This is a genomic window from Indibacter alkaliphilus LW1 (assembly GCF_000295935.2).
Lineage (GTDB): Bacteria > Bacteroidota > Bacteroidia > Cytophagales > Cyclobacteriaceae > Indibacter > Indibacter alkaliphilus.
On the sequence record NZ_ALWO02000052.1, the window covers coordinates 90,504 to 117,068 of the forward strand.

At 40.6% G+C, this 26,565-nt stretch carries 24 protein-coding genes; 6 read left to right on the forward strand and 18 right to left on the reverse strand.

Annotated elements, in window-relative coordinates:
• Nucleotides 1-122: 122 nt before the first annotated feature.
• Entirely contained in the window at nucleotides 123-677 is a 555-nt protein-coding gene (gene thpR, locus A33Q_RS18730; protein WP_009033143.1) for an RNA 2',3'-cyclic phosphodiesterase, read from the forward strand.
• A 2-nt stretch (nucleotides 678-679) separates the two neighbouring features.
• Here the strand turns inward: thpR and A33Q_RS18735 are convergent, their stop codons facing one another.
• The 12 genes from A33Q_RS18735 to A33Q_RS21680 form a co-directional block, all read right to left on the reverse strand.
• The gene (locus tag A33Q_RS18735) at nucleotides 680-1,810 is read right to left on the reverse strand and encodes a DUF1972 domain-containing protein (RefSeq protein WP_009033142.1); all 1,131 of its coding nucleotides are present in this window, start codon (nucleotides 1,808-1,810) and stop codon (nucleotides 680-682) included.
• Nucleotides 1,792-2,946 (reverse strand): glycosyltransferase family 4 protein, encoded by a 1,155-nt coding sequence (locus A33Q_RS18740; RefSeq protein ID WP_009033141.1) that lies wholly within the window; start codon nucleotides 2,944-2,946, stop codon nucleotides 1,792-1,794. The genes A33Q_RS18735 and A33Q_RS18740 overlap by 19 nt, the downstream gene beginning before the upstream one ends.
• Complete coding sequence (locus A33Q_RS18745; RefSeq protein WP_009033140.1) at nucleotides 2,939-3,838, reverse strand: methyltransferase domain-containing protein; 900 nt, start codon at nucleotides 3,836-3,838, stop codon at nucleotides 2,939-2,941. The genes A33Q_RS18740 and A33Q_RS18745 overlap by 8 nt, the downstream gene beginning before the upstream one ends.
• A 60-nt stretch (nucleotides 3,839-3,898) precedes the next feature.
• Nucleotides 3,899-7,132 carry a PAS domain-containing hybrid sensor histidine kinase/response regulator gene (locus A33Q_RS18750; protein ID WP_009033139.1) on the reverse strand — a complete coding sequence of 1,078 codons (3,234 nt, stop codon included), beginning with the start codon at nucleotides 7,130-7,132 and terminating at the stop codon, nucleotides 3,899-3,901.
• Nucleotides 7,133-7,327: 195 nt separating this feature from the next.
• Entirely contained in the window at nucleotides 7,328-8,452 is a 1,125-nt protein-coding gene (locus A33Q_RS18755) for a glycosyltransferase family 4 protein (protein WP_009033138.1), read from the reverse strand.
• Nucleotides 8,449-9,846 (reverse strand): O-antigen ligase family protein, encoded by a 1,398-nt coding sequence (locus A33Q_RS18760; RefSeq protein ID WP_009033137.1) that lies wholly within the window; start codon nucleotides 9,844-9,846, stop codon nucleotides 8,449-8,451. The genes A33Q_RS18755 and A33Q_RS18760 overlap by 4 nt, the downstream gene beginning before the upstream one ends.
• Nucleotides 9,837-10,775, reverse strand: a complete 939-nt coding sequence (locus tag A33Q_RS18765; protein ID WP_016255562.1) for a glycosyltransferase family 2 protein — start codon at nucleotides 10,773-10,775, stop codon at nucleotides 9,837-9,839. Before A33Q_RS18765 ends, A33Q_RS18760 begins: the two co-directional genes overlap by 10 nt.
• On the reverse strand, nucleotides 10,732-12,048 hold the full coding sequence (locus A33Q_RS18770; protein ID WP_009033135.1) for an oligosaccharide flippase family protein: 1,317 nt from the start codon (nucleotides 12,046-12,048) through the stop codon (nucleotides 10,732-10,734). The genes A33Q_RS18765 and A33Q_RS18770 overlap by 44 nt, the downstream gene beginning before the upstream one ends.
• Before the next feature lies 1 nt (nucleotide 12,049).
• Nucleotides 12,050-13,132 (reverse strand): exopolysaccharide biosynthesis protein, encoded by a 1,083-nt coding sequence (locus tag A33Q_RS18775; protein WP_009033134.1) that lies wholly within the window; start codon nucleotides 13,130-13,132, stop codon nucleotides 12,050-12,052.
• A gap of 5 nt (nucleotides 13,133-13,137) precedes the next feature.
• Nucleotides 13,138-15,693, reverse strand: a complete 2,556-nt coding sequence (locus A33Q_RS18780; RefSeq protein WP_016255563.1) for an SLBB domain-containing protein — start codon at nucleotides 15,691-15,693, stop codon at nucleotides 13,138-13,140.
• Nucleotides 15,694-15,919: 226 nt separating this feature from the next.
• Complete coding sequence (locus A33Q_RS18785; protein WP_009033132.1) at nucleotides 15,920-16,924, reverse strand: radical SAM/SPASM domain-containing protein; 1,005 nt, start codon at nucleotides 16,922-16,924, stop codon at nucleotides 15,920-15,922.
• Between the two features lie 43 nt (nucleotides 16,925-16,967).
• Complete coding sequence (locus tag A33Q_RS21680; protein WP_009033131.1) at nucleotides 16,968-18,311, reverse strand: fasciclin domain-containing protein; 1,344 nt, start codon at nucleotides 18,309-18,311, stop codon at nucleotides 16,968-16,970.
• A gap of 208 nt (nucleotides 18,312-18,519) precedes the next feature.
• Between A33Q_RS21680 and gldB the strand changes: the two genes are divergently transcribed.
• Nucleotides 18,520-19,521: a gliding motility lipoprotein GldB gene (gldB, locus tag A33Q_RS18795; protein WP_016255565.1), complete on the forward strand. Its 1,002-nt coding sequence runs from the start codon at nucleotides 18,520-18,522 to the stop codon at nucleotides 19,519-19,521.
• On the opposite strand, the gene A33Q_RS18800 is transcribed toward gldB, so the two are convergent.
• The 3 genes from A33Q_RS18800 to nth are packed head-to-tail and all read right to left on the reverse strand — an operon-like array spanning nucleotide 19,487 to nucleotide 23,186.
• Nucleotides 19,487-20,710 (reverse strand): glycosyltransferase family 4 protein, encoded by a 1,224-nt coding sequence (locus A33Q_RS18800; RefSeq protein WP_009033129.1) that lies wholly within the window; start codon nucleotides 20,708-20,710, stop codon nucleotides 19,487-19,489. The genes gldB and A33Q_RS18800 overlap by 35 nt on opposite strands.
• Complete coding sequence (gene asnB / locus A33Q_RS18805; RefSeq protein WP_009033128.1) at nucleotides 20,707-22,497, reverse strand: asparagine synthase (glutamine-hydrolyzing); 1,791 nt, start codon at nucleotides 22,495-22,497, stop codon at nucleotides 20,707-20,709. The genes A33Q_RS18800 and asnB overlap by 4 nt, the downstream gene beginning before the upstream one ends.
• 2 nt (nucleotides 22,498-22,499) lie before the next feature.
• Nucleotides 22,500-23,186: an endonuclease III gene (nth, locus tag A33Q_RS18810; protein WP_009033127.1), complete on the reverse strand. Its 687-nt coding sequence runs from the start codon at nucleotides 23,184-23,186 to the stop codon at nucleotides 22,500-22,502.
• Nucleotides 23,187-23,298: 112 nt separating this feature from the next.
• Between nth and A33Q_RS18815 the strand changes: the two genes are divergently transcribed.
• Nucleotides 23,299-23,514 carry a hypothetical protein gene (locus tag A33Q_RS18815; protein WP_009033126.1) on the forward strand — a complete coding sequence of 72 codons (216 nt, stop codon included), beginning with the start codon at nucleotides 23,299-23,301 and terminating at the stop codon, nucleotides 23,512-23,514.
• On the forward strand, nucleotides 23,496-23,735 hold the full coding sequence (locus A33Q_RS18820; RefSeq protein ID WP_084328513.1) for an alpha/beta hydrolase family protein: 240 nt from the start codon (nucleotides 23,496-23,498) through the stop codon (nucleotides 23,733-23,735). Before A33Q_RS18815 ends, A33Q_RS18820 begins: the two co-directional genes overlap by 19 nt.
• Before the next feature lie 39 nt (nucleotides 23,736-23,774).
• Here the strand turns inward: A33Q_RS18820 and A33Q_RS18825 are convergent, their stop codons facing one another.
• Both A33Q_RS18825 and A33Q_RS18830 read right to left on the reverse strand, forming a co-directional pair.
• The gene (locus A33Q_RS18825; RefSeq protein WP_009033124.1) at nucleotides 23,775-24,017 is read right to left on the reverse strand and encodes an anti-sigma factor; all 243 of its coding nucleotides are present in this window, start codon (nucleotides 24,015-24,017) and stop codon (nucleotides 23,775-23,777) included.
• Nucleotides 23,992-24,594 (reverse strand): RNA polymerase sigma factor, encoded by a 603-nt coding sequence (locus A33Q_RS18830; protein ID WP_009033123.1) that lies wholly within the window; start codon nucleotides 24,592-24,594, stop codon nucleotides 23,992-23,994. Before A33Q_RS18830 ends, A33Q_RS18825 begins: the two co-directional genes overlap by 26 nt.
• Before the next feature lie 404 nt (nucleotides 24,595-24,998).
• Between A33Q_RS18830 and A33Q_RS18835 the strand changes: the two genes are divergently transcribed.
• Together A33Q_RS18835 and A33Q_RS18840 are read left to right on the forward strand one after the other, a co-directional pair.
• Entirely contained in the window at nucleotides 24,999-25,352 is a 354-nt protein-coding gene (locus tag A33Q_RS18835) for a DUF3127 domain-containing protein (protein WP_009033122.1), read from the forward strand.
• Nucleotides 25,353-25,449: 97 nt separating this feature from the next.
• Nucleotides 25,450-25,896: a hypothetical protein gene (locus A33Q_RS18840; RefSeq protein ID WP_009033121.1), complete on the forward strand. Its 447-nt coding sequence runs from the start codon at nucleotides 25,450-25,452 to the stop codon at nucleotides 25,894-25,896.
• 153 nt (nucleotides 25,897-26,049) lie between these two features.
• Here A33Q_RS18840 and purE read toward each other — a convergent pair whose 3' ends face one another.
• On the reverse strand, nucleotides 26,050-26,565 hold the full coding sequence (purE, locus tag A33Q_RS18845; RefSeq protein ID WP_009033120.1) for a 5-(carboxyamino)imidazole ribonucleotide mutase: 516 nt from the start codon (nucleotides 26,563-26,565) through the stop codon (nucleotides 26,050-26,052).

Here is a 26,565-nt window from a genome sequence, read left to right on the forward strand (position 1 = left end):
ATGCTCTAGGAAATCTCAATTTACGCTTTTAAAATATTCTTCGGAAAAATACCTCTTCTAATTTAAGAGAAAGCTTTTTGAAAAACACCCTTAGGCATTCAAAACCCATATATTTGTGTTAAATGGCAAAGAAGCTTGAAAAATATTTTATTGCTCTAGTACCAGAGGGGGAAATTCAGGAAAAAGCAAGTCAGGTCAAAGAAGATCTTAAATGCAAATTCAACCTGAAATATGCGCTCAAATCTCCGGCACATATTACACTTAAAATGCCGTTTCTTTGGAATGAAAATAAAGAAACAGAGCTCGTCCGACAAATCAGCCGATTCTCTGATGGTTTAGAACCTTTTAGCTTGAAGCTCAAAGGCTTTTGGCATTTTGGTAACAGGGTGATTTATATAGGTGTATTTAACTCAATGGAGTTGAACGAGCTTCAAAGTGAATTAGCTAAATATTGCCAGCAACAGCTCAATCTCGTAAAGGAGCTAAGTGACAGGAACTATAAGCCACACATGACGGTGGCTTTTAAGGATATCAAGTCCGAGCGATTTGAAGAATATTGGACTTTTGTCAAAAAAATGAAGTTCAATGAAGAGTACTTAGTTCATCAATTGGCTCTACTTAAAAAAGTGGAGGGTAAATGGAAGGTTCACACCTATATTTCTTTCGATCAGGGCTAAGCTTAGGATTTTTTTAGTTCGAGGAATAGTTGGAGATAAGCCTCCGTTACATTGTCCCAGTTGTACCTTGCAGTGAGTCCGGATCTAGCAGTATTTCTTAGTGTTTCCATTTTTTCGGGTAACTGTTCAACTTTATGAATACAATCCTTCACCGCATCAAAATCTTTCTGGAAAAATATTCCGTGTTTTCCATCCTGTAGCATTTCCCTATTGAAAACAGTATCCAAAGCCAAAATGGCACAACCATATCCCAGTGCTTTAAGCATGGCTGGATTGGTTCCTCCATATTCATGTCCGTGGAAATAAGCATAGCTCAGGTTATAAAGAGATTTTAACTCCTCGGTATCTTTGACATATCCTGTGAATAATACCCTTTCGTCTTTGATATTTTTGAGTTTATTGGCAAACTCATCTTCGAAAGGCACATCGCCGACAATTACTAGCTTTTTGTCCGTGCTTGACTTTTGGAACCCGCCCAAGATCAAATCTGCATTGTTATCCTGAACCAAGCGTCCGACTATGAGGTAGTATTCATTGGGTTTCAGATTCCATTTTTTCAAAAGTTCCGGGTTAGAATGATTTGCAGGATTTGCGCCATATGCTATTACAGTGGAATCAGCTTTAAACATTTCTTGATAGATACGCTGCATTTCATCAGAATCAGTCACAATTCTGTCATAAAACTTTGTTGCTAATCTTGATGCAAATTTAAAGTATCTGGAGCCTAGTCCTCTCCATTTAGGTCGGAGCCATTCAAGTCCGTCTACATTGATGGCGGTGGGTTTCCGGAAAATTTTGGAAATCAGTCCATAAGGACCATTGCCACTATTTACAACAAAAATCACATCTACATCCGAAAGGCATGCATGCATCATGGAAATAAACGAATGAGAAAGTTGCGTAAGACTTTTGGTCTCAATCGCCGGAGTATAAAAAAGTTTGATACCATTGACCATGGGAGGTTTTTTGGGAAAAAGTGCCCTGTGGCAATAGACTCTCACCTCTACTCCTCTTTTGACCAATCTCTCTCCAAGTTCTTTTACCAAGGTATCGTAACCACCATACACATATGGGTAACCTTTTGCTCCTAAGATGGCTACCTTAAGTGGGGTTTTTAAGGTAGTATCTGACATATATATTTCTTCATTTTCTCTGCAAAGTGCTCAAAACTGTATGCTTTCAATATTCTCTCCTGACCCCTTTTTCCCATTTGTACTGCAAGTCTTGGGTCGGAGCAGAGTTGGGTGATTTTTTCACTGGCTTCGTGAGTGTCACCAATATTGATCAAAAACCCTGTTTTTCCATCTACTACCATTTCGGAAGCACCACCTGACCGAGTAGCTATCACTGGCTTACCTGAAGCCATAGCCTCAAGTACTACCGTAGGAAAAGAGTCAGGCAGTATAGATGGGAGCACAAAAATATCAGTTGTTTTTAAAATTTGAGGAATATCCTCGCGAAATCCCAGATTTATTACGTGATTATCAAGATTTTCTACCGAAATTCTTCCATTAATCTCATTTTCGATGGATTCATACCCTGGGTAAGGATCTCCCACCAAGAGGAATTTGGTATTTGGGTTTCTTGCAATTACCTTTCTGGCTATATCAAGGAAAAACAACTGCCCTTTCCCAGGGTTGATCCTTCCAATCATGGTGATCACTTTCTGGTCTGGGTTTAGGCCCAGTTCTTCTCTTATATCAGATTGGCATTTCAAAAAGGAGTTTATTTTAATCCCATTGTGAATTACTTCTGGTTTGGAAGTGTCCAGGAATTTTCTCCAATGTTTGGCTACAGATTCAGAAACTACAACAGGCCTTTTTGTGCTTCTATCCACTCTGGAGGCAAGAAATTTCACTAGGAACTTTGGGGATTCTATGATTTCATGGATGTGCCAGACATGAGGGATTCCGCGCCTTCTCGCAAAAGTAGCACCAACTATTACAGCCAATGTATTGGAATAGATTAAAGAGATTGGTTCTTTTTCATGGATTTCATCCAAAAAGCGGTAGGCAGTATAGAGTTTTTTACCTCGGTCCAGAATTCCTTTAGGGTGAAAATGTTTCCTTCTTAATATTCCCAGATTAATGATTTTGTATTCGAAGCCTTGTTTTTCTATTTCGGGAACCAAAGGGCCATCTCCCGGTAAAATGATCAGGGTGGAGTAGCCCATCTCCCTGAAAATATTCATGACATACAAGAGAATCTTGGAGGCACCATATTTTTCTGAAGAGCTATGTAAAAAAATTACTTTACCTTTTTTACTCATGTTTTTGTAAATAGATTCTAAAAACCCCTCCTTTTTTAAATGCTACAGCCAAACTTTCCAAAAAGAATGCCAGGGGCAAAATTAAGGCAATCCGCAAAAGTACACTTAGTTTTTTCTTATTTTTTAAGTCTACAATGATATTTCCCTTATAGCCTGTTTTGCCCATCAAAGATCTCAGCATTCCGAGTACTCCAAGGTGTACTGAGTAGTATTGAGAATTTAGTTTTTTGAACCCTAATTTTTGTAATTCACCCACCAAAAGCGCTTCATCCCAATGACTTAGATGTTTGGGGATGTCCAGATGCATCCAACTTTCGCCAGCAATTTTATGTTGCCAGCTTTTGAGATTTGGAACTTCAATAACCAAAATGCCTTTCACTTTGAGGTTTTCATGGCATAGCTCTTCAAGCAGTAATAAAGGACTAGGCAGGTGTTCAAGTACATGAAATAAGCTGATTAAGTCATAGTCCCCGGCATCTATTTTTCCACCCTTGTAAAATCCCTCGTGAACTTTCAATCCGTATTTCTCTCTTGCAAAAGTGGCTCGTGGAATAGAAGTCTCTACACCTACACCTTCCCAATCCTGCTCTTGTACTTGAGAAAGGAACTGGCCTTTTCCACAGCCAAAATCAAGACACTTTTTGCTATTTGATGTACTGAATTTCTTGACTGTCCGGATTACTTTCCTTGCTTCTTTGAAAATTATTTTTTCAAAGATTGACCTTCTGTTGTCCACGACGGTATACACTTCGTCCTGGTACAATTCTTCTTGGTTTACCTCATCTTGAAGATATGTCCAGGTCAGGTGACAAGAGGCACATTTAACCAATTCTTGGTCAGCAGAGGAATCTGGTGCAGGAGTTTTGCAAAGGGGGCATACAAGTTGCCTCATATAGTATTAAAGCATTCAGGTCTAAAATCCGGAAAATAACTTTTCCACAACCCAAAGGTATTAAAAACCTGACTTGATATACTTAGAAAGTGAATAATAGCATTTTTCCAACTCTAAAAAGGCTTCCTTCAGCTCGGCCTTTGAATGCATTTCTTCCATAGATTCGGATTTTTGAGCCATTTTATTCATTTTCAAACTCAGCGCAATGCCTTTGATTTTATGGAGTAAACTGGCTATTTCTGACTCATTGAACTGATTGATGCAATTCTGCAGCATATTGAGGCTTTCTTTCAACTCCTGAGAGCCTTCCAACAATATATCCTTGAATAGAGATTCATCTCCGCCCAGCACTTTAAGCAGACCTGATTTGTCAAAAATATCTTCATTGATTTCTTCACCTTTGGAATCAGGGTTGAAAATCAATTCTGTCACTTCCAAGAGTTTTTCTTTTTCGATAGGTTTGGTAAGGAAATGATCCATTCCTGCATTCATACAGTTTTCACGCTCACTTTGAAGTGCTCCGGCTGTTAGCGCTACGATAGGTACCCTGCTTTTTGTCTTTGTTTCTAACTCTCTGATTTCACGAGTGGCTTCAAAGCCATCTTTAACTGGCATTTGCACATCCATAAAAATCAAATCCGGATTTTCTTTCTTGTATTGCGTAATAGCTTCCTGTCCGTTTTGGGCTTCTATTATTTTTGCTTCAGGGTAATAATTTCGTATTACTGTTTTTAGAAGGAGCATATTCAGAGAAACATCCTCAGCAATCAGGATTTTCATGGCATTGGCAGGCTTCTGATTTTGTACGCCAAGCGGGGTATTTTCATTTGGTGCAAATTCTTCAGGAATCTGGTTATTGCTGAGCTTATTAAGGCTGTAAAACAATTCTGAGATTTTCGCAGGTTTAATCAGTTTGACATCTATAGAAAGCTCTTTGACATGCTTGTCCAACTGTGCATCATCTGCCGAGCTGTACAAAATGATTTTTGGTTGCCTATCCAGTTCTTTTTTGGCAATTAGTTTTTTGATTTCTCTGATGGTGCTGATTCCATCCATAAAAGGCATGTGGTAATCGACAATAAAAATGTCAAACTCAGCTCCTTCATCCAAAAGGGTAAGGGCTGCGATTCCATTATCCACGGTTTCAGACTGGATATTCCAATGTCCGAGTATGTCTTTTAAGATGGTTCTATTGTTTTTGTTGTCATCAATTATTAAAACTTTCTTGATATTGGTAAATTCAGTTTGGGCTTGATGCTCTGATTTGGTTTTAAATGCTTTTTGTAAAGAAAAAGAAAATGAGGATCCTTTACCCAGCTCTGATTCCAATACTATTTGTGAGTCCATTTTTTCGGCAAGCATTTGGGAAATGACCAGACCAAGTCCTGTACCGCCAAATTTTCGGGTTGTGGAAGAATCTGCTTGAGAAAATGATTTGAAGAGTTTTTGCTTCTGTTCTTCAGAAATTCCAATCCCCGTATCTTTTACTGTAAAAGTGAATTTTCCCTCCTTCTCGTCTACAGGTTCGTAACCAATATTGAGCTCCACCTCTCCCTTTTCAGTGAATTTGATAGCATTGCTGAGAAGGTTTACCAAAATCTGCTTTAACCTGATTTGATCTACGATGATATACCTTGGAATGTCTACCTGAATATTAAGGAGAAATTCAATGTTCTTTTTGGCTGTATTGTATTTTACTATATCGGCTGTTTGCTCTGCAAGCTCAATTAAATCTGTTTCAACTTCCTCCAATTCCAGTTTTCCGGCTTCGATTTTAGAGAAGTCAAGAATATCGTTAATGATTCCCAAGAGTGAATGCGCAGAAGTATTGGCACTAGTGACATACTGTAGCTGCTCATTGTTCAGATCAGTATTGATCAATAAGTCTGTAAAGCCAATCACCCCGTTGAGTGGGGTACGAATTTCATGACTCATATTGGCGAGAAATTCTGATTTGGACCTGTTGGCAGCTTCGGCTTCCTCCTTAGCCTTAATCAAACTGCGCTCTAACTCTGTCCTTTTTTTGACGTTGACCAGCATTTCTGCATATATTAGTAATATCTGCTGCTCGACTTCGGAGTATTGATGCTTTTCCTTGACCCAATCAAAGCCGACGAAACCCATTAGGTCGCTTCCATGGAGCATAGGGAAGGTGATCATGGTTTTAATGCCCTGGGGTTCAATGATCTCCCTGAGTACGTCATCATCCAGTTCGTCAATGTCCGGTACTCCGAAAATTTCTCTGTTGAGGTGTTTTTCTACCCAATGTGGCATGTATTCCATAGGCACTTCTTGCAGGTTCTCTATTTCCGGAGAAATTCCTTCCGCACACCATTCATAGGTATTGACACCTATCTGATTTTCATGGTCATAAATGAAAATATAAGCTCTGTCGGCCTCTACAAATTGTGCCAGCTGTTCTAGTGAGTGCTGAATGTTTTTTTCCAGATCTTTGATGTCCATGTTGATATAGGTAGAGGATATATCAATCATGATCTGCTGAAGTTTCAGCTGCTTTTCTATAGTCTTTTGTGTAGACTCCTGCAAGCTGATGTCCTGGATCAGGCCAATCAGCCGTACTGTTTTTTCACCTTCCACTATGGGGTTGATGGAAATTTTTACGGTCTTTTCTTTTCCTTTCGGGGTGATAAGTTTAGAAGATACTTCATTCTTATTTTTGTTTTCAATGGACTCCTTTACTGCATTTTTCAGCCTTATTTGACCTTCTTCATTTAGAAATCTTAAATTTTCATTTGGGTCTGGTTCATAAGTATTTTCAACTTCATAAATGGAATAAACTTCATCAGTCCATTTCATGGTCATATTTTCCAAATCCCATTCCCAACCACCCAGATTAGCCATTTTTTGAGCATCCTTGAGCAGTTGACTGTCCCGTTCCTTTTCGGTCATGGCTTTTTTGCGGGCAGAGATATCTCTCGAACTTGCGATCACATACCCATCCCCATTGATTTGGATATACTTTACTGTCACTTCTACTGGAATAGTTTCACCTGTTTTCTGATTTTTGTTGAATCCCTCCATGGTAAGAGAGTTAGTTTTTTTTAATTCCGAAAGATGACTTTCCCAAGCACCAGGAGAATCAAAGATCTTTTCAAAATCCGAAACGTGGTATTGTTCAGCCTCTTCCATACTTATCCCCAAGCGCTCACTGGAAGTCTTATTGATATAAAAAAGCTTTCCGGATTCTAGCGAAATCTGTACTCCGTCTGATGAGTTTTCGATTAGGCTTTGCATCAACCTGAGTCTTTCTTCTACTGATTTTTCTTTGGCCATACCTGAATTAAAAATAATAAATTGAAATCAATTTTGAGGTTAATTTTCTGCTTGTGCTGGGGGCAGGCTTCAAATTTTACGCTTTCCACATTCCTATACAATATTCATATAAGTTTTTTCTATTCCAAAAATAGGAACAATTATCAGCTCAATTTTTGGGAGAATATAAGAAGTTGATTTTCAAACAGTTTTTTCTCATTCAAATGTTTTCAGAAAGGCATCCAAAAAAGTCTTCCTATTGAAGTGCTTCCACCTGTGTGAACCCTCAGTAACAAGATGTGCTATCAGTAGGGGGTCCTCACACAACATCTGTATTTTTTCCGTGAGATCTTCAACATTGCCTGTTTGATGAATCAGTGCCGCACCTCCGGCAATTTCTATCAGAGCTGGCTGATCTGATATAATTACTGGAATTTCTGAGCGCATAGCCTCTATCACAGGAATGCCAAAGCCCTCATTGGAAGAGGGAAATACATAGGCAAAAGCATGATCAAATAAAGTTTTGACCGCCTGATCTTCTAAAAATCCAGGGACTTTGACATCATAACCCAGTCCATATTCTTGAATAAGTTTTAGGACATGATCAAAATCATCTACACTTTTACTGAGTCCTTTTTCCCCTACCAATACCAATTTTAAATCCTTGGTTTTCTCAGTTTTTAAAGTTGCAAATGCCTTTACCAAAACAGGAAGAAGTTTTCTTTTGTCAAAACTCCCCACGTGCAAAAGGTATTTTCCGGGCCGGACCCCAAGCTGAGCCAAAATTTCTTTATCGGTACTTTTAGGAAGCAGTTTGGGGCATTGATAAATTACCTCAATAGGGTTTTGGATAGGAGTATATTTGAGTATAGAACCCTTGGCATATTGGCTGGTTGTGATGATTGAAGTATTACCTTTCAGCCCTCCATAAAGCATGGCTAGGAAATATTTTCTCCAGATAGCACTGTAATGCTCCGGCATCTGCCAAAAAAAAGCATCATGGATCACTGTGATTTTTTTTACATTTAGGGGAATCGCCGGAGCTATAAAATCAAAACAAAGTAAGACATCTGCTTGGGTAGTGATCACTTTATATGGAAGTACCACTTGCTTCCATATAAAGTAGTAAATATGATACCAAAGCTTTTTCCAGCGGGGAATTTCTCCCCGGAAATAGTGCTTATGAGCTTGATCTGAGGCCTGGTGGGTAAAAACCCACTCTATGTCAGATTGTGGATACTCATCTACTGCATGACAGAACTCCAGCATGTAAGTTTTGATACCTGTCAGAGCAGTATTCAGATAAAACAGATCGACAAGTACTCTTTTTTTCTTCGTCATACCAAAGTGGGTTTTTTGTACTTGATACCTTGGTAAGCATTGACAGAATAGCCAAGCATCCACCAGGTCATCCAAGAGACATAAGTGTACACTTCTGCATTTGCGGTAAAGAGTGGTAGCAACAAGCCTACCCTGACTGATGCCGCCACAAAGGCGATCCTAGCGGTCATGGTGTTATCTGTACGGTTGAACACCTTAAGGGATGTAAGGATGGCATATACCAACAATAGGATGTACAAAAGCATGCCAATCCAACCCAGCTGTACACCATAGATCAAGAATTGATTTTCCCCCCCAACCCGGAGTTCATCCTCTACAGAACCTACATTACCACTCATGGCCAGCCCGATACCAAATGGGTTGGCAATCATGGAGTCCAAAGCCAGCAGCCATTCCACCAAATGTCCTACCGAGGAAGTGTTTTCGAAAGTAATGGTATCTACTACGAAATAATAAAACTCCTCAGATGCGAAGAACAGGACGTAGACTACAAATAGAATTACCAGTCCGAAACCTGAGAGTATCAGTTTGTACAACCTGAAAATAATCGCCACAAAGAATATCATGACGAAAAATGCCAAAAAGGCAGCCCTGGAGGCAGCAAAAAACAAACTTCCCAAGGAACATAACATGACTACGGTGGGAATGAGCCAATTTTCTCTTTTACTGGTCAAAAACCAAATCAGACCGGCAGAAAAGCCCAAGAGCACAGAGCTTGCCAACTCCAAAGGGTCAGAAAAAAAGGATGCCAACCTTTTGGTGACAGCCTGGGTTTCGAAAGTCCAGGTGAGGTCAAAGTGCCCTGTAGGCTCTATATCATTGATAGCGAGATTAAACAAAGCATATCCGGTCAAAGACTGCAAGTGGGTATCAATGGTCTTTTCAAATAAATTGACCAGAAATGCCCCTACTGCGATTGCAAAAATGCCCCTGAATATCAACCTGATTTCTTTGTCTTTGAATACAGTATTGCGCCCCATAAAATAAACCAGAGCAGGGATGAGCATATTTTTGAAGTAAAGCGCTTTGTTCAATGTACTGGCAGCACCCAAGGGCAGAACAAGATAAATGAATGCTAACCCAATAAATCCAATATAGAGATAGTCCACCTTATGCAGGCGGAAGGGATAGTCAAAAATATTTCTGTTGAACAGTAAAAACCCTGCCAATGCACCTAAGACCACAATTTCTTTCAGAAACTGAAAAATATTGACGATTAGAGCGGAGTTGGTGGCTAGGTACACTACACTGAGTGTGGTAATGTAAAACGGAAGAAAGAAAAGAAGAAAATACACCCCATATTCCCATTTGCTGTGCATCAGGACCTGATTCAGCACCCAAAAGAGCAGAACAGTGGTCAGGATCGCTATCAGGAAAAAGAAAATCAGGGACATAAGGGTTCTCTGCTTCTGTGGTCTAAAAACATGCCGTCACGGATTCCTCTTGCCACGGCTTTCATCTTGGTAAATCTTCCTCGCAGGCAAAAATAGGACATCCAGGCCAAATACTTCAACAAGTGATAGGGCCATGACAATATTGCCTGTAGTCCTTTGTGGTGCCTTCTCAGTTGGAAAAGCTGGTTTCTGGAATGCAAGTAGAATACAGTAGGGCTTAGGGTCCCTTCTTCGGACTCCTGCTTGGAAGAGGCGCTGCCTTCGTGGTAGATGATGCTTTGTTTTGCCAAAAGAATATTATAGCCCGCTTTTCTAATCCTTAAGGACCAGTCCACGTCTTCAAAATAGGCAAAGAAGCTGTTGGCGAAGCCTCCTGTGGCATCCAATACTTTTTTGGAAAAAAGAACACAACAGCCAGTAGCCCAGTCCAGATGGGTTCTATTCAAAGGAAACTCTCTGAGAGTAGCCCTGTCGCCAAGTGTCTTGGAGATGCCGAGGAATTTGCTGTAACTTCCTCCGGCACTCCAGATGATATCCGGAGAATCCTGAAACAAAATCAAAGGCTGGACGAGACCGGTTTTACTGTCTTTGATCAAACAGTCCATAAGTTTGTAAAGGAAATCTACTTCTACGCTGGTGTCATTGTTCAATAGCAAGAAGTATTCGTAGCCTATTTTTACAGCCTGATCTAATCCGGCAAGATTGCCTCCCGTGAAGCCCAGGTTTTTGTGGTTGAAAATGAAATGAACTTCAGGGAATTCTTCCTGAAGGCGAAGACCGGAGCCATCATGTGAGCCATTGTCCACCACAAATACCCCATAATCCGGATAGCTGATTTTTTCCAGGGAAAGCAGACAGCTCCGGGTATGTGCGTAGCCATTCCAGTTAAGGATGATGACTGCTACCGAAGAGTGCTTTTTGGAAGCCATAGTAAAGGTCTTTGTTTTTTTTGTATATCAGGATAGTGCAGATCAGGAATATCACCACTTCTGTGGACAGGAGTGCAATGCAAAGACCAATGCCTCCAAACTGTGAGGTCAGAGCCACTGAGGCAATAAGCATATAAATACACATTTGCCAAGATGCTTTGAAGAGTTGGTCTTTTTGATCCGTCACCAGTAGCATGGTCACATTGATGATGTTCAGGCAAGCTAGGAAAGGAACGAAGGCCAATATTTGCAGGAAAAGGATGGCTTCTTCCAGACGTTCTTTGGCGAGGATTTCCACTATAAACCCAGCAGTGAAGAAGGTGAACACGGAAAGCCCTGCCCCCAAAAGCAATGCGATAAGGTAAGTTTTTTTCAGGAAGTTAAAAAAACGGGGAAGGTTGTCCTGGTAAAGCTTTGAGGCATTGGGATAAATGGCCTGAATGATCAAAGCGGGTAGCATCCTGAGTACCATGGTGATTCTTTCTGCCAGACTGAACATTCCTAGGGTAGCAGCTGCAGAAAAAAAGCTCAACACGATAAGCCCGCCATTGATGGATATATGTGAAGCCAGGTTGGACAAAAAAAGCAGGGTATTTTCTTTGAGGGATTTGAATACCTGCACAAACCGGGGTTTATAAAACCTGATTTCCATTTCGTAGTGCACGTACAGAAGCAAAAGTGAATTGATCGCAAACCCTGAACCACCCAAGAGAAAATTCACCCATTTGGCCTGTTCGGGTTGATGGATAAAAAGCACAATTCCCATCAAAAAAAGTAATTTCGAAAATACATTGGCAATGGAGATCAGCTTCATTTTTTCCATTCCCTGAAAAAACCACAATGGCAAAGTAGCTTCTGAAAACAATAAGAGACAGGAAAAGACGAGTATGGTCTGGTACTCTTTGAAAAGGTCAAGCACAAATACCCCTATCAGGATAAGCAAGGAGGCGCATGCCGCCATCAATATTTTGCTGGAAATGATATTGGAAAACAAGTGGGAGAGCTGCTCCTTATTCCCTTGTTGGATGGCCACTTCTCTAGGTCCACTGAGGTTGTAGCCAAAGCCCACCAGTATGTTCAAAAGTATAATGACGGAAAGAGCCAAGTTGACCAGGCCAAACTGATCCACCCCAATGGACTGAATTAGTAGGGGCATGGAAATCAATGAAATCAGGATGTTAGAAGCCTGTATGATAACCAAAAAAATAAAGTTCTGAATGGATTTGTTCCGGATCAGGTGGCTAAATGGAAAAGAGGATATTTTTTCAAGCATTTCAAATCTCCTGTCCTTGTTTTTCTTCTACATGTATCCTGTACAATTCTCCGAAATAAAGGAAAAGTAAAGCGATAAAACCCACTGCAATAGCTCCCAAAACCATTCCCTTCACTAATTTTATTTCTGACCTTTTGAGCGGAAGTACCGGGGTGTCGATGATCTGGATAAGGGGGGAGTTATTGCGATGGTTTACTTTGGCAATCTCAAGGTTTTTGACGATTTCGGTATATACGGCTGTAGAGGCCTGCACATCTACCTGCTTCTTTCTTGCGTCTACAGTTGCTGCCTGCAGAAGGGGGTTGGGGTTGGGCACTCTATCTGTACTGCTGGCAAAAGCTGCCAGGCTTTGGTCGAGAATTTTTCTAACACTGTCAGCTTGGGATTGGAGAATTTCCAGGTTTTCAGCAGTCTTTTTGGTCTTGGTCTCAAAGTAGAAGCTGTTGACCTTATCTACCAGCGTCTCATTGAATACTTTGGCAAACTTTTCGTCTTTAGAGGAGACATTGACCTGAATGATTGTAAGTTTTCGGTTGGGTTTTTCTACAGAAAGCTGTTTTTCCCTGATCAGTTTGGAGATTTCTTTCAGGACAGAATCCTGGCTTACGGTGAAGTTTTCCCTTGGCTTGGAAAAGTCCATTGCTGTAAGGTCGACTTTTCTTTTCCACTTTTTATCCAATTCCTGAAAGCTGATGTACCTGTCAATTAGTAGGGATTGATCATCAAAAGGACTCAGTAGTGTTTTTCCCAGCATATTGTCCGAGCGGTACAGTTCCATGATATTGTCTCCCTGAAAAAGCCCGCTGGAAGATCCCAGTGAACCCAAGTTGACCCCTACCAAGGAAGCCAGCCCTGACATCTGTCCCAAGCCCGACATGTCCGATTCTTCCAACACAAAAGTGGTTTCGGCGTGGTACACTGGTTTTTTTAGGACTGAAGCCAAGGCTCCCAGTCCCAGTCCTATCAGGCCAGCAAGAAACAATAACTTCCATTGACCTATGAAGTAGGATAGCCAAAACTTGAATCTCAACACCACTTCTCTGAGTGTGATTTTGTCATCGACGATATGTTTTTGCTCCTCCATTTCTCTTAAGGGTTGATTTGGGTAATGACAAGCACTAGGGTGGCCAAACCTGTGGTGATACCAACAAGTTCACCTGGTCTAATAGGAATTCTAGGACCTTTTGTAGGGACTATGATTTCCGAACCTGGAGTGACGGAAGGATAGACCCTGATTCCCAAAAAGCTTTTTGTTCTTCGTACTTCTCCATTGGCATAGACAATATAGGTACGCTTTCTATTGGCGCGGTTATCAAATCCCCCTGCACGGTTGATGTAGTACTTCATTCCCCGTTCTTTTTCAAACCTTACCGTAGCGGGATAAACCACATCTCCCCTCAGACGAACTGTTTGCAATTGCTTGGGAACAGAAATGATGTCACCTTCTTCCAATATCAGATCCATATCAGATCCGGGATTTCTCATGATGGCCTCTAAGTCTATGGCTATAGCCTCAGTCTGTTTGATTTTGATGGGAGCCAAGTCAGGTCTTCTTTCTGCAATTCCTGTAATCAAATCCTTTCTGGACTCTGCTACAGCTGCGCCTTCTTTATTTACCTCAGGGTTATTGTCCAGGTCTTTGAACAGCCTTTCAAGAAGCAATTCCTGTGCTTCAGTATTATTTGGGTCGATTAGGAGCTTTTGTTGGAGGTCAAGGAGGTTTCTCTGCCTTCTGATTTGCTCTGATTCCGTGTCGTAAAACTCAGTTCTCCGGATCAAAGTAGCTCCTTTGGGATATGCAAAGCGTGTTAGGCCACCTGCTCTTTGGATTACCTCTGACACCCGCTCCTCAGCAGATCTCACTGAAAAAATCCCTGGCGAATTTACCTGCCCTTCCACCTGCACTAATTTATCAAGGGTGAAATTAGGCTTTCTTCTTACTGTCACCATATCAAATGGTTCAAGGCTTGTAGGGTTTTGTTGCGGGGTCAGGTCTGCATTGAGCTTTACAGGCAAAAGTTGGGAAAAGGCTCCTACTGCTGTATCTTGAGATCTGCGGGCAATTTCCACGTCTTTGGTATTGGCGGCTTCTCTGAGACCTCCCGCCATCAAGATCAGTTCTTCCACGCTCATATTTCTGGAATAAGGATATGTTCCAGGGTTCTTGACCTCTCCATTGATCTGTACATAAAACTCCTCATTGAGGTCATAAATGCTTGCTATCCTTACCACATCTTCCCTTTTAAGGGGAATATCCCTGTCTGTTCCGTTGAGTACATTTTGTAGATTGACGGTAAGAACCTCAGTGCTCAGGTCTTCATTTGTCCTTAGGATGCTCGCCCGCTCCAAGTAGGCATCTCCCCTTACCCCATCAGCATTTTGTATCAGTTGTTTTAGTGTGAGCCCTGGAGTTAAGCCATAATTTCCTTCACGGAATACCGCCCCTTTGATCTGTACTCTGTTGGAATAGCGGTCCAGTACTTTTCCAACAAAGTACTCATCTCCTCCTTTGACCAAAAAAAGACCAAATTGACTGTCAAAAATATCTGACACTGCTCTTTCTTTTCCACTGATTCGAGTAACATTGACCCGGTCTTTAAAAGCCTCATCGGTAAATCCTCCTGAATAGCGTAGCAGGTCTTCAAAAGTCTCTCCTTCTTTTATCTCAAAGATTTTCGGTCTTTTCACCTCCCCTTTGACAGAGGCCCGGGCTATAAATGGATCTACAAGAACCACATCCTGATCCTGAAGCTGGAAGTCAAGACTGGCTTTGCCATTGACCAAAAAATCATAAATATCTATTGTAGCTATCTGCTGTCCATTTCTGATCACACGCACACTTCTCATCGAGCCGTTTTCATTTGGACCACCCGCAGAATACAAGGCATTGAATACTGTACTGAATGCGCTTAAGGTAAAAGTTCCAGGTAAACGAAGTTCTCCGACTAAATGGACTTGGATTGTCCTGACATTTCCCAAAGTGACCTGAACGAAAGTGCTTGGGTTTGATCCACGAATGCCTGTATAATAATTTGCAAGTCTGTTCCTGATAATGCCTGTTGCTTCTTCAATAGTTTTTCCAGAAACAGAAATGGGGCCTATATTATCCAAAATCATAAATCCATCAGCATTGACAGTTGCTTCGTAATACTGTTCGGATTCTCCATAAATATCTACATAGACCATGTCACCAGCACCCAGTACATAGTTTTTTGGTGTAGCAATATTGAGGCTGGGCTCAAAGCTGAGTCTTCTGTTTTTATTGTAAAAAAGCTCTGCCCCAAAAACCCGGGACTCTTTTTCTTCCAAACTTTGCAAGCCATCTTGCTGGAAACGGAAGATATTCTGGGAGATTTCAGAAATATCTATCTGCCTTCTGGGTTCCCTTTTGGAAGCTGTTGCCCTGGAGCGTGAAGAAGTGCTGCTAAGTTCAAGGTCTTGTATCCTCCTTTCCAACTTTTCAGCCTCATCTTCAGGAAGTCCCCTGAGCTTGGCCATTTGTATCAACTCTACATCTGAAATTCCTGCTTCTTCAGCTCTTTTGACCAATTCTCTGATCTGGGAATCACTGAGTTCGTCTACACGAATACTTGCAATATCCGCCATACTTTGTGCTTGGGATGCCTGTGTCAAATGCAAAAGCATCAAGCAAGCGACAAGACAAAGGGAGAAATACTTTCTGAATAAAGTGGACATTATGGGTGATGGTGAAAGCTCTGTCATAATAGTTTTGCCTTGTTTTTCCTGGAAACAAACGCTCCAACAGGCTAAAATGGCATTTTTTCTAATTAAAATAGAAGAAAATCAGCGTAAAGATAAGTATTCCCTGTTGTAAAGAAATAGGAGCTCAACTAAATTGAATGCCGTTGTGTTACTCTGTGCAGTTTTTGCAGATTTCGATCTGTTTTCTATCCTGCAGCAACTGTTGCCTGAATGTATGATATTTCTTACCTCTCCAAATGTCGCTTAAGTTGGATTCTTTGAGATCTCCCATGACATGTTTGGCATCTTTATCAAAGCAACAAGGTACCAGTTTGCCGTCCCAGGTTAAAACAGACCCCTGCCACATTCTCCAGCACTTGTTTTCAATTTCTTTTTTCAGCTTCCATTTTCCGTCTTTGGCTTGAACATAACGGGAGTATCTGGGGTCAGAAGGAATTAATGAAGAACCGTTTTCATAATTGTAAATTTGGGTGCTTTTGAGCTGTAACTCATCTACTCCCATTTTTTTTGCCCAAGATTTAAGTTCCGGAATTTGGTGTTCGTTTTTTCCCGTTACCAAAAACTGTAGAATTACTTTTGGGTACGCTCGCTTTTTTGCATTCCTTGTGCCAATCAAGAGAGAAAGGCCTTCCTGAACTTTGGCTAATTTTCCTCCGATTCGGTAATTTTCATAGACTTCCTGAGTGATTCCATCCATAGAGACGATCAATTGCTTGAGACCTGATTCAATAGTTTTTTCTACATTTTTCGGAGTCAGAAAGTGCGCATTGGTAGATGTGGAGGTAAATACCCCAGCTCTATTGGCATAGCTTATCAGATCGGTAAATTGGGGATGTAAGTAAGGTTCTCCCTGAAAATAAAGGTGTAAATAAGTCAGGTGCTTCCTGCTTTGCTCGATGATATTGTAGAAAAGCCTTTTATCAAGCATTCCTGTAGGGCGTGAAAAGTTTCTCAATCCACTCGGACACTCGGGACAGCGAAGATTGCAGCTTGTCGTTGGCTCAATGGAAAGGGTGGAGGGCATTCCCCAAATGATTGGCTTTTTGACAGCACGGCTCCAATAAAATGACAGCAAAAGTTTGAAGTAATTGGAGGTTTTGTCCCAATTAAGATGACTCAAATAGGCTTTTGCTGTTGTCCACTGGTTTTTCACAATTTGGCTATCACTATTTAAACTGAAATATTCAGGCTGGAAATCAATCCGGAACCATGACAGTGTCTATGCCGTGGATGACTCCGTTTAATGTCAAGGTATTGAGGAATTCTGGAATCAAGCCTGAATCGTTCACATTCATATTGGCTATATCCACGGTTATTTCCTGATCATCTACCAAGGTTTGCAAAGGCTCATCCTCTCTAAATCCTTGGGAGAACAATCTGTTTGGATGGACATGGAAGAGAAGTATGTTTCTTAACTCTGCTACAGGAATCTCATTCAGTCCGCTCACCTGAAGGGTTTCAAACAGTCCCTCAAATGCAGCATCTGTAGGTGCAAATAAAGTCAGGTCATCTGTTGCGTCTCCGCTGAGCTCATCTTCAAGTCCGGCTATTTGGATTGCCTCTATCAAAATCCTGAATTCAGGTTCGGAATTGTTTGCAGAGCTGGAAAGGAATTGGACAATGTTTTCTCTTGGAGGCGTAAGAACATAATCAATAACGTGGATGATACCATTGTCCGCATTGATGTTGGTGCTATTAAAGCCTGCAATTCCATTGAGCCATAAGTTTCCATTAACAGCTTCGGAAATGTAGAAGGAAATTTCCAAATTGGAGTTGACTGGCCCTTGGTTGAATCCTGTTGAGTTTAAGACGCCATTGACAATATGGTAGCGCAGGATATCCTGCAACTCTGGAGATTCCAATAACTCTGACCCAGTGATCAGATTGTCTTCCAAAAATCTTTCAAAGGCATTGTTACTTGGTGCAAAAAGCGTAAATGGTCCCTCGCTTGATAAAAGCTCTGCCAGGCCAGCTGCGATCAAAGCCTGGAACATGATGGTGTTGCCGTTGGAATCAAGGGCTTCCATGATAGTATTGCTTGGGGGGAAGATGACTGCATCCACCATGTGAATCATTCCGTTGACTGCTTCAATATCCCGGCGGATAATAGATACTTCTCCATTAATTAAAATTGAGCTCCCGCTTACATTCAGCTCAAGAGAGGTTTCAGGCAAAAAGGTTTGGATGCTTCCGGAACGGAGATTTTTACTCAACTGTCTACCTATGATAATATGATACAAAAGCAGGCCTTGCAGTGCATCAGGTGGGATCTGTCGGATATTGCTAACTCCAAATTCACGAAAAGTATTTTCAAAAGCCTCGTTGGATGGGGCAAACACAGTCAAAGGTCCCAATTCAGCTAATGGCTCTGCCAAAAGGGAAATTTCCACTGCCTCTCTAAATATGGATAGTTCAGGGATTTCTTCTGTGGTTGCAAAAATATTCACCTCGTTTTCAGGAGGTAAGGATCCCTCAATATTGCATGAGTTGAAAGCAATTAGAGAAATAAAAAAGATGGAAAGAAATAAATACCTAGGCATGTGACTGTACAATACTTTAAATAACGCAAACCTTGTCAAAGTCATTTTTCAAAGCTACTCATATTTTTGATTTTGGTGATAGCAATATTCAATTTGAATACTTAGGAGTGATTAATACAAATCGATATGTCCTGTAGATAATTTTTGAAACCAGACCCGTTATACTTGCATTATGTGTAGTTTTGGGTTTGAAAATCAAAAAAATCATATGCGTCAACGGTTTGTATTCTTTTTCTTGATGGCTTTTTGTCTATTCTCCTGTAAAAAAGCCTCAGAGGAATGTTTTTTAGATGAAGATATACTTGCTCAGGAAATAGAAATAAAAATAGAGCGGCTTGAAAACAGTTTTTTCAATGCAGAAACTGAGGCGGAAGTAAAGCAGTTGCTGGAAAAGTTTCCTGAATTTGCAGAAAGGGTCTTGATTTTGGAAAGTTATGAATCATCGGAAGAATTGGCTTTGGAGATTTTGGCTGCTAACCAGGACAGTCTGATGCTGGAGCTTTATGAAGAGGTGAGGATAAATTTTGAGGATATTTCGGATCTTGAAAAAGATATTGAGAATGCCTTTAAATATATCAAATATTACTTTCCGGAATTTCAGGTACCCAAGGTCTACACATTTGTAAGTGGGTTCAGTGCTGATATTTACATTGACGCTGATATTCTGGTAATAGGCTTGGATTACTTTTTGCCATTTGAACATAGGTTTCAGCCACCGGACCTTCCTCAATACATCAGTAAGAGATACCAAAGGGAATATATTGTTCCCACCATTGTCACAGCCATATCCTCTGTTTTCAATAAAACAGACATGAAAGAAAGTACGCTTTTGGCGGAAATGATTTATTATGGCAAGGCCTATCATTTTACCAAAAGTATTCTGCCCTGCACTTCTGATAAGTATATCATAGGTTACTCAGAAGAAGAAATTGCAGCTTGTTTTGCCAATGAAGAATTTATCTGGGCACATTTTGTAGAAGGGGACCTGCTTTTTGAAACCAATCCTTTTGTCATTCGCAAATACACTGGAGAGGCACCTTCCACTGATGAAATCAGTCCTGATGCTCCTGGAAGGATAGGAAGATGGCTGGGGTGGAATATTGTAGATGACTATAGGTTCAACAACAAATTCAGCTTACCTGAAATGATGATGGAAACCGATACCGATAAAATTTTCAGGCAGTCAGGATATAAGCCCCGTCCTCTGTGATTTTCCCAAAGCGCTTTTCATCTATGACAGAAAGTAATCTGCTGACAGCTATTTCTTTGGAAAAATGTGACAAGGCAAGGGACCGGGACCTTTGTTGCATTTCTTTGAGTTTTTTTGGGTTTTCTGCCAAAGCAATGATTTTATCGAAGGCCTCTTGTTTATTTGCAGGAGTATAATAGATGCCCAGTTTTTGAGATTTGACCAGCTCATGTACCCAGCCCTTATGATTCACTAGTACAGCTTTGCCACAGGCCAAAGCGTCAAAAAACTTATTGGGACTGTTTGTCTTGAGAATGGGGTATTGGCTGAATGAAATAAAAGCCATGTCAGCACAACTCATCAACTCATTGACCTGCTCCTTTGACCCAAAAGGGAAATGAAAAAAGTTGTTGAGCTGTAAGTTTTTGGCTTTCTGTATCAGCTTTTCGCTTTCAGAACCTTGCCCCATGACCACAAACTGATAATTCTTAGCCTTTTGATTGGAAATTCTAGCTAGGCTCAAAAGCTCTTTTACTGCATTGACCTTTCCGATTGCGCCTGCATACAGAATGGTGAAAGTTTTCTTTAGCCCATATTTGCTCAGGGTAGCTTCGTCCTTGTCCAAAGCCTTTAAGGTTTCCAAATCAGCAAAGTTTGAAATAATATGGATATCTGCTTTAGGACATTTTTTTCTGATTTTTTCTGCTATTCCAGGAGAAAGAGCGATGATTTTGAGGGCGTGTTGGTAGATCCTTTTTTCCAGAGTATAAAGGATTTTTTTCAATAAAATGAAGCGGATGGCACCGACTTGGATCGGCGCATCCGGCCAAAGGTCTCTTACCTCAAAATAAAAGGGAACAGCAAACTTTTTTTTAGCCCAGAGTCCAATCAACCCAGTTGTCAGTGGAGTAGAAGAGATGTAAAAAAAATCGGGGGCTTTTAACTTGGATATCAAGAATTTGGAATGTCTGACAAAATTTAAAAATGCCCAAACCCTTCTCAAAAAGCCAAATTGCTGCCTATAGGCTACGGGCAGATAATGGACTTTGATACCATCGATGATCCGAAGATCATAATAGGCTTTGTTGTGTGAAGTAACCATTTCTACTTCAATCCCATTAGCTACCATTCCTCTTGCCAGATGATAGGATCTGGTGGCTCCACCTTCTTGAGGAGTGACGAAGTATTGATGGACATATATAATTTTCATATCCGTTGAATTTCAAGCCAAGAGGCCAAAACAAATAGATTCCAAATCTGGAGGTACTGCCTGCCTTTGGCATTTCGGGGCCTCTGAGACAAAGTACGCATTTCTTGGGGAAATAAATGTCCCCATTGGGATGACATCTTTTCAATAGGAGGACAGACCCAGCTCAGATAAGCTTCCTGACTCATCCACTCTTTGAGAGGAAGTCCAAAGCCCAGTTTTTTTCTTTTTGCAATAAATCCAAGCCCTCTCTTCTTGAGTGCTTCTTTGATCCAGGTTTTTCCCAATATAGAGCTGTTTTCCTGTTCACTTAAACTTTGGCTAAGAGAAATCAAGTCAAAGTCTAAATAAGGGGCTCTACCTTCAATTCCGTGAGCCATACAGGCATTGTCATGAATTTTGAGAATATCATTGATCAGGTAGAAACTCCTATCCCACTCCAAAGCGTTTTTGATCAAAGAGTTACCTTTTGGGTACCAATTGTGAAATTCCTGCAAAAGACTTTCGGGTATGTTTTGCAGTGCTGACATTTGGATAAAAGTAGAGGAAGGATCCTTCTCAATACTTTCAATCATCTTCTTTGGAGAGTCCGGAAGGATTTTGCTAATCCCTGATTTTTTTAAGAGCCCCCAAAAACCTGTGTTTTGCAAATACCTTTGGTAGGCAAGATGTCTGTTATAGCCACCAAAAAGTTCGTCAGCACCTGCTCCTGAAAGCAAAACCTGAACATTCGAAGCCGCTTCTTTTGCTGTGATCCAGGTTAAAAAAGAAGCCGAATCACCGACCGGCTGATCCAAGGTTTCAATATATGCTTTCCAATTTTTTTTCACTTTGTCCAAGTCTACAACTACTTCATGTGCTAGTGTAGGGTATTTATTACCAAGCTTTTTGGTAAATGAAGGGTCGGAGTATTTGGATTGCCTGCTTTTGTCAAAAGAAACAGTATATGAAGGTATGGGTTCCCCTGTCTCCTCATACCACAAGGCATAGATCAGGCTACTGTCAGCTCCTCCGGAGAGGATGGTTCCAACTCTCCTTTCCGTATGGAAGTTTTTGAGTACTGCATCTTTGAGCAACTCTTCAAATGTGTGCTGGTTTTTGGGTAGTTTTTGAAAAGGTGGATGAGTCCAAGAAAAATCTTCAAGTAAGTTGCCCTGCAGGTCAATACGCATCCCCTTTCCCGGCAAAAGCTGTTTGATTCCTTCAAAGAAACTGGCATTTGGGTAACTGTGTCTTTGGTAGAAATAGGGTATAAATTGATCTGTGTTTATGCCAAGTGACTTATTTGGGCCTAATTTCAATGACCTGGCTTCAGAGGAGAAAAACCAGGAGTTATTAATATTTGAAAAATAAATTGGTTTTTCTCCCGAGGGATCTCTTAGAATTAGGGTTTCCTTTTTGCGAAGATCTGCAAACGCGATGGCAAACATGCCTTTGAGTTTTTTTATTCCCTCTTTTCCAAAAGCCCTTAACCAGTAAAGCAATACTTCAGAATCTGAGTTGGTTTGAAAAATATAACCCATGTCCAGAAGTTCATTTCTCAGGTCTTGGTAATTGTAGATGGCGCCATTCCATGCCAGTACTGCATCTTTTTCTTTGTTCCATAATGGCTGGTTGCTTGCATCTGTGAGGTCAAGGATTTTGAGTCTGTTCCCAGCAAAAAACACCTGTTCAGATACTATACTGAATGCTGAAAAGTCCGGTCCTCTATGAACTGTACTTTTCATCATCTCCTGAATCAAAACTTCTGAATCAGGATAATCACCAATAATAATATTGATTCCGCACATGATTACTTCTTTGGGGAAAAACCGCTGTTTTGTTCATCCAGTATTTTCTCCTTGTTTTTTTCAAAGTACCTGCAAAAATGAGTGATACTGCATTCCATACACTTTGGTTTGCGGGCCAGGCAGACATACCGGCCGTGAAGTATTAGCCAGTGATGGGCTTTATGTACATGTTCTTTGGGAATATGGCGAATCAGTTGCTTTTCCACTTCCAATGGGGTTTTGGCACTTTGAGTTACCAATCCGAGCCTTTTGGATACCCTGAATACATGTGTGTCCACGGCCATATTAGGCTGGTTCCAGACAACTGAGGTGATGACATTGGCTGTTTTTCTTCCGACTCCGGGGAGTTTTACCAGTTCCTCTACAGTGGAGGGAACCTCGCCGCCAAAGTCATTGATGAGCATTTTGGCCATTCCCAGCAAATGCTTGGTCTTGTTGTTGGGATAGGAAATGGATTTGATATAAGGGAAAAGTTCATCAAAATCAGAAGCGGCAAGATGATAAGGGGTGGGAAAATCCCTAAAAATGGCTGGAGTGGTCAGGTTGACCCTTTTGTCTGTGCATTGGGCAGAAAGCGCCACCGCTACCAAAAGTTGATAAGGATTTTCATATTCCAGCTCAGTTTCCGCAATGGGCATGTTTTCTGAGAAATGATCTATAAAGGTTTTGAATCTTTCTTTTTTCAGCATTTTAGAGGTGTGGTTAAAATCAATATTTTCTACTTGCAGTATTGATCAACGTTAATTTAGAACAAGATTATGAAAGTTTCGTTTTCCAAAGACCTATCAATCTCATTTAAATATGAAAAACCTCAAAATTTTTGGCTTGATTCTTTTAACCTTTATTTATTTTCAATCCTGTCAAAACGATACTGATCCCGATATTGATTTTAGCAGGCCGCTGGAAATTGTCAACCTAGAATATGGGAGTGAGCCCAGACAGGTAATGGATGTTTTTCTACCGGCCGGGAGGTCAAGCACGTCTACTAAGGTTCTGGTGTGGATTCATCACCCTTGAGCTTCGTCAACAGCCAATCCATACCTACGGCTTTTTTCCATGGAACGGCGGACACTGTGGTGCCTATACAACAAAGCTATGATTTGGAGGAAAAACTTGAGGAAAATAATGTGTCATATCTTAGTAGGTATTATACGGATCAAGGTCATGGGTTTACTGAACAGACTTACAGGGATTTGATTTTTGAAGTGGAGGGTTTTATTCATGATAATTTGCCATAAAAAAACCTGAAAGCTTTGGGCTTTCAGGTCACCGTTAATCTAAAACGATTTTATTTTTTCGAGTCCTGTAGATTTGGCATTCCTGAGAATGTCCTTTACTACTTTTTCAGAAGGTTCTAAAATGAGTTCGTCCAATTGTTCTATGGTGCTCAGCAAATCAAGGTATTCTTGCATCAAAGTTCCATTTTCGCGCAAGGCCTGCACCAATTGCTCATTTTCGCCCTCACTCATTTCCTGATACACATATCTTATCAGGTCATTTGGGGTAAAAGGTTTTGTCATAGGCAACGTTTAATTGTTTCATTTTTTTTCTCATATTGATCAACGCATATCGCATTCTACCTAATGCGGTATTAATGCTGACACCCGTTTGCTCTGCTATTTCCTGAAAACTCAAATCCATGTAATGCCTCATAATAAGAACCTGCTTTTGCGATTCAGGCAATTCATCAATCAGTTTTCTTACAAGTTCAAGAGTATCCTCTTTGATCTTTTGGTCTTCTATAGTCTCTTCCGCAAATTTGAGCGTGTTGAAGAGATTAGCCCCATCCTCCATAATAATAGTAGGATAACGCTTTCGTTTTCTGAAATAGTCTATGGCCAGATTGTGCGCTATACGCATCAACCATGGTTGGAATTTCCCTTCTTCGTTATAGCCATCGGAATTCAAAGTGTGGACTACTTTTACAAATACATCCTGAAGCAGATCCTCTGCTACTCCTTGATCTTTCACGATGAGGTAGATGGTGGTATAAACTTTTGATTTGTACTTATCTACCAATTTTTCAAATGCGATTTCATTTCCGCTTCTGTACTGCTTGATCAGTTCAGAGTCCTTAGGACCAATCCTTTTACTCATACAAATTGACTTTTAAATAACGTAGAGGTTTATGCCATAGTATATGATTAAGTGTGAAACATTTAACTCGTGCAAATCAAATGTATAGATTCGATGAGAATCATGCAACAGATTACTGGATTTTTTTAAAAGGGTCTATTATAAAAAAATGATACTATGAAATATTTTGTATTTTTCTTCTAAATAAAAAAATAAAATTCTGAAATAAGGCAGCTTTTCAAAACACTTATGGCTCAAAGAAGATGCCATTCACTAACGATAGTATTTTCTTTTATTGTTTTTCTTTCATTTTTTTTTGATGTCTTTAAGGATCCACACATTTCTAAAGACTTTCATGGAAGAATACAGGGAGCTTTTTTCTTAATTTGTTACCTTCGTTGTTCAGATTTGAAAATTAAAAATTTATGGAATTAATAGGAAGAGTTGTTCAGGTAAATCCTGAAATTAACGGCACCGGAAAAAATGGCCTGTGGAGAAAACAGGAAATCATAGTCGAAACGCAAGGTAATTACCCAAAGAAAGTCTGTATCACCGTGTGGGGAGACAATATTGATAGCTTTTCCGTAAAATCCGGTGATCATGTCAATGCAAGTATTGATATAGAAAGCAGGGAATACAATGGTAGATGGTATACTGACGTGAAGGCATGGAAAATGGAGAAGCAAGGATCTGAAGGTAATGCTGCAACCAAAAATCAGGAGATGCCTGATGTTACAACATTTGAAGATAACAGTTCAGATGATATTCTTCCATTCTAAAATCCTGACTGATATTTAGTTTCTAATATTTGAGATGCTTATATTTTAAGTGTCTCAAATTTTAAAGTTTCAATTTTTAACTTAATCTTTTTTATACATGTGGAACGAGTTTTATTTTGACCCAAGGGGAAAGTATTCAGAGCAACCTCAAGACGACAGCCTGAAAAGCCATCCGATGTTTCTCAAATCATTGGAAATCCTTACGCTGACAAGGACTTTAGTAGGGACACTAGACGAAGCAAGGGCTGAACTGTATGGCGCGGCCATGCTGGGCAATGCTTCAAAAATCAATGTGAGGTTTGCCCACGCTGAAAAAAGTGATATCTACAACCAAAAAATGGAAAACGCCTTATTGGTAAAACTTCATGCTAAAAACCTCTATGCTATCAGTTTCCGCCTTGCTTTGGAGCGAACTCATGCCGAGGAACATTTGGACTTACTTAGAAATGCAATCCTGGATTATAGGGAGCTTTTTAAGGCATGGATAAAAACATTTGGTTCAGCCAGAAAAAAAAGCGACGGCTGGGGAATGTTTGAAGACTGAAATTGTCTTTCTCCGAATTTAAAACCCATGTAGGCTCCACCGATCATCAACAAGAGCGCAATAGCAATCAGAAGAAGTAAAGTGCCCAGTGGCATTTCCCAGTCTTCAGACCCAATTTTGAACTTGACGGGTTTATTGAAGTCCATAAAATATTTATTTGGGCAGGGAGTTTTTCCAGCCCTTGCTTTCAATTTCTTCTGCGGAGCGAATGACTTTTTCTTTGAGATTTTGCTTGAATGCATCCATGTTTCTACCGATTTGCTCATTAAAGGCACCGATCATGGAAGCGGCAAGTATTCCGGCGTTTTTAGCACCATTAAGTGCAACCGTAGCTACAGGGATTCCTCCTGGCATTTGTAGAATGGAGAGTATACTATCCCAGCCGTCTATAGAATTTGAAGATTTAATTGGAACCCCGATGACAGGTAGAGAAGTCATAGAAGCTACCATTCCTGGAAGATGAGCTGCTCCTCCGGCTCCAGCGATAATTACCTTGATACCTCGGTTTCGGGCCGAATGAGCATAATCTACCATTCTTTCAGGTGTTCTGTGAGCGGATACGACTGTCAATTCATACCCGACGCCCAATTCTTCAAGCGCTTGGGCGGCTTCTGCCATTACGGGCAAGTCAGATTTGCTGCCCATAATTATTCCTACCATAATGTCCAT

What these genes read in the sequence shown, in the direction of transcription:
- A33Q_RS18835 (WP_009033122.1), top strand. Translation starts at nt 24,999, where the DNA reads ATGGAATTAATAGGAAGAGTTGTTCAGGTAAATCCTGAAATTAACGGC.
- purE (WP_009033120.1), bottom strand. Translation starts at nt 26,565, where the DNA reads ATGGACATTATGGTAGGAATAATTATGGGCAGCAAATCTGACTTGCCC.
- A33Q_RS18735 (WP_009033142.1), bottom strand. Translation starts at nt 1,810, where the DNA reads ATGTCAGATACTACCTTAAAAACCCCACTTAAGGTAGCCATCTTAGGA.
- A33Q_RS18750 (WP_009033139.1), bottom strand. Translation starts at nt 7,132, where the DNA reads ATGGCCAAAGAAAAATCAGTAGAAGAAAGACTCAGGTTGATGCAAAGC.
- A33Q_RS18745 (WP_009033140.1), bottom strand. Translation starts at nt 3,838, where the DNA reads ATGAGGCAACTTGTATGCCCCCTTTGCAAAACTCCTGCACCAGATTCC.
- A33Q_RS18780 (WP_016255563.1), bottom strand. Translation starts at nt 15,693, where the DNA reads ATGCTTTTGCATTTGACACAGGCATCCCAAGCACAAAGTATGGCGGAT.
- A33Q_RS18760 (WP_009033137.1), bottom strand. Translation starts at nt 9,846, where the DNA reads ATGTCCCTGATTTTCTTTTTCCTGATAGCGATCCTGACCACTGTTCTG.
- A33Q_RS18740 (WP_009033141.1), bottom strand. Translation starts at nt 2,946, where the DNA reads ATGAGTAAAAAAGGTAAAGTAATTTTTTTACATAGCTCTTCAGAAAAA.
- asnB (WP_009033128.1), bottom strand. Translation starts at nt 22,497, where the DNA reads ATGTGCGGAATCAATATTATTATTGGTGATTATCCTGATTCAGAAGTT.
- A33Q_RS18825 (WP_009033124.1), bottom strand. Translation starts at nt 24,017, where the DNA reads ATGACAAAACCTTTTACCCCAAATGACCTGATAAGATATGTGTATCAG.
- thpR (WP_009033143.1), top strand. Translation starts at nt 123, where the DNA reads ATGGCAAAGAAGCTTGAAAAATATTTTATTGCTCTAGTACCAGAGGGG.
- A33Q_RS18800 (WP_009033129.1), bottom strand. Translation starts at nt 20,710, where the DNA reads ATGAAAATTATATATGTCCATCAATACTTCGTCACTCCTCAAGAAGGT.
- A33Q_RS21680 (WP_009033131.1), bottom strand. Translation starts at nt 18,311, where the DNA reads ATGCCTAGGTATTTATTTCTTTCCATCTTTTTTATTTCTCTAATTGCT.
- A33Q_RS18765 (WP_016255562.1), bottom strand. Translation starts at nt 10,775, where the DNA reads ATGGCTTCCAAAAAGCACTCTTCGGTAGCAGTCATCATCCTTAACTGG.
- A33Q_RS18840 (WP_009033121.1), top strand. Translation starts at nt 25,450, where the DNA reads ATGTGGAACGAGTTTTATTTTGACCCAAGGGGAAAGTATTCAGAGCAA.
- A33Q_RS18830 (WP_009033123.1), bottom strand. Translation starts at nt 24,594, where the DNA reads ATGAGTAAAAGGATTGGTCCTAAGGACTCTGAACTGATCAAGCAGTAC.
- A33Q_RS18770 (WP_009033135.1), bottom strand. Translation starts at nt 12,048, where the DNA reads ATGCTTGAAAAAATATCCTCTTTTCCATTTAGCCACCTGATCCGGAAC.
- nth (WP_009033127.1), bottom strand. Translation starts at nt 23,186, where the DNA reads ATGCTGAAAAAAGAAAGATTCAAAACCTTTATAGATCATTTCTCAGAA.
- A33Q_RS18775 (WP_009033134.1), bottom strand. Translation starts at nt 13,132, where the DNA reads ATGGAGGAGCAAAAACATATCGTCGATGACAAAATCACACTCAGAGAA.
- A33Q_RS18755 (WP_009033138.1), bottom strand. Translation starts at nt 8,452, where the DNA reads ATGACGAAGAAAAAAAGAGTACTTGTCGATCTGTTTTATCTGAATACT.
- A33Q_RS18815 (WP_009033126.1), top strand. Translation starts at nt 23,299, where the DNA reads ATGAAAAACCTCAAAATTTTTGGCTTGATTCTTTTAACCTTTATTTAT.
- gldB (WP_016255565.1), top strand. Translation starts at nt 18,520, where the DNA reads ATGCGTCAACGGTTTGTATTCTTTTTCTTGATGGCTTTTTGTCTATTC.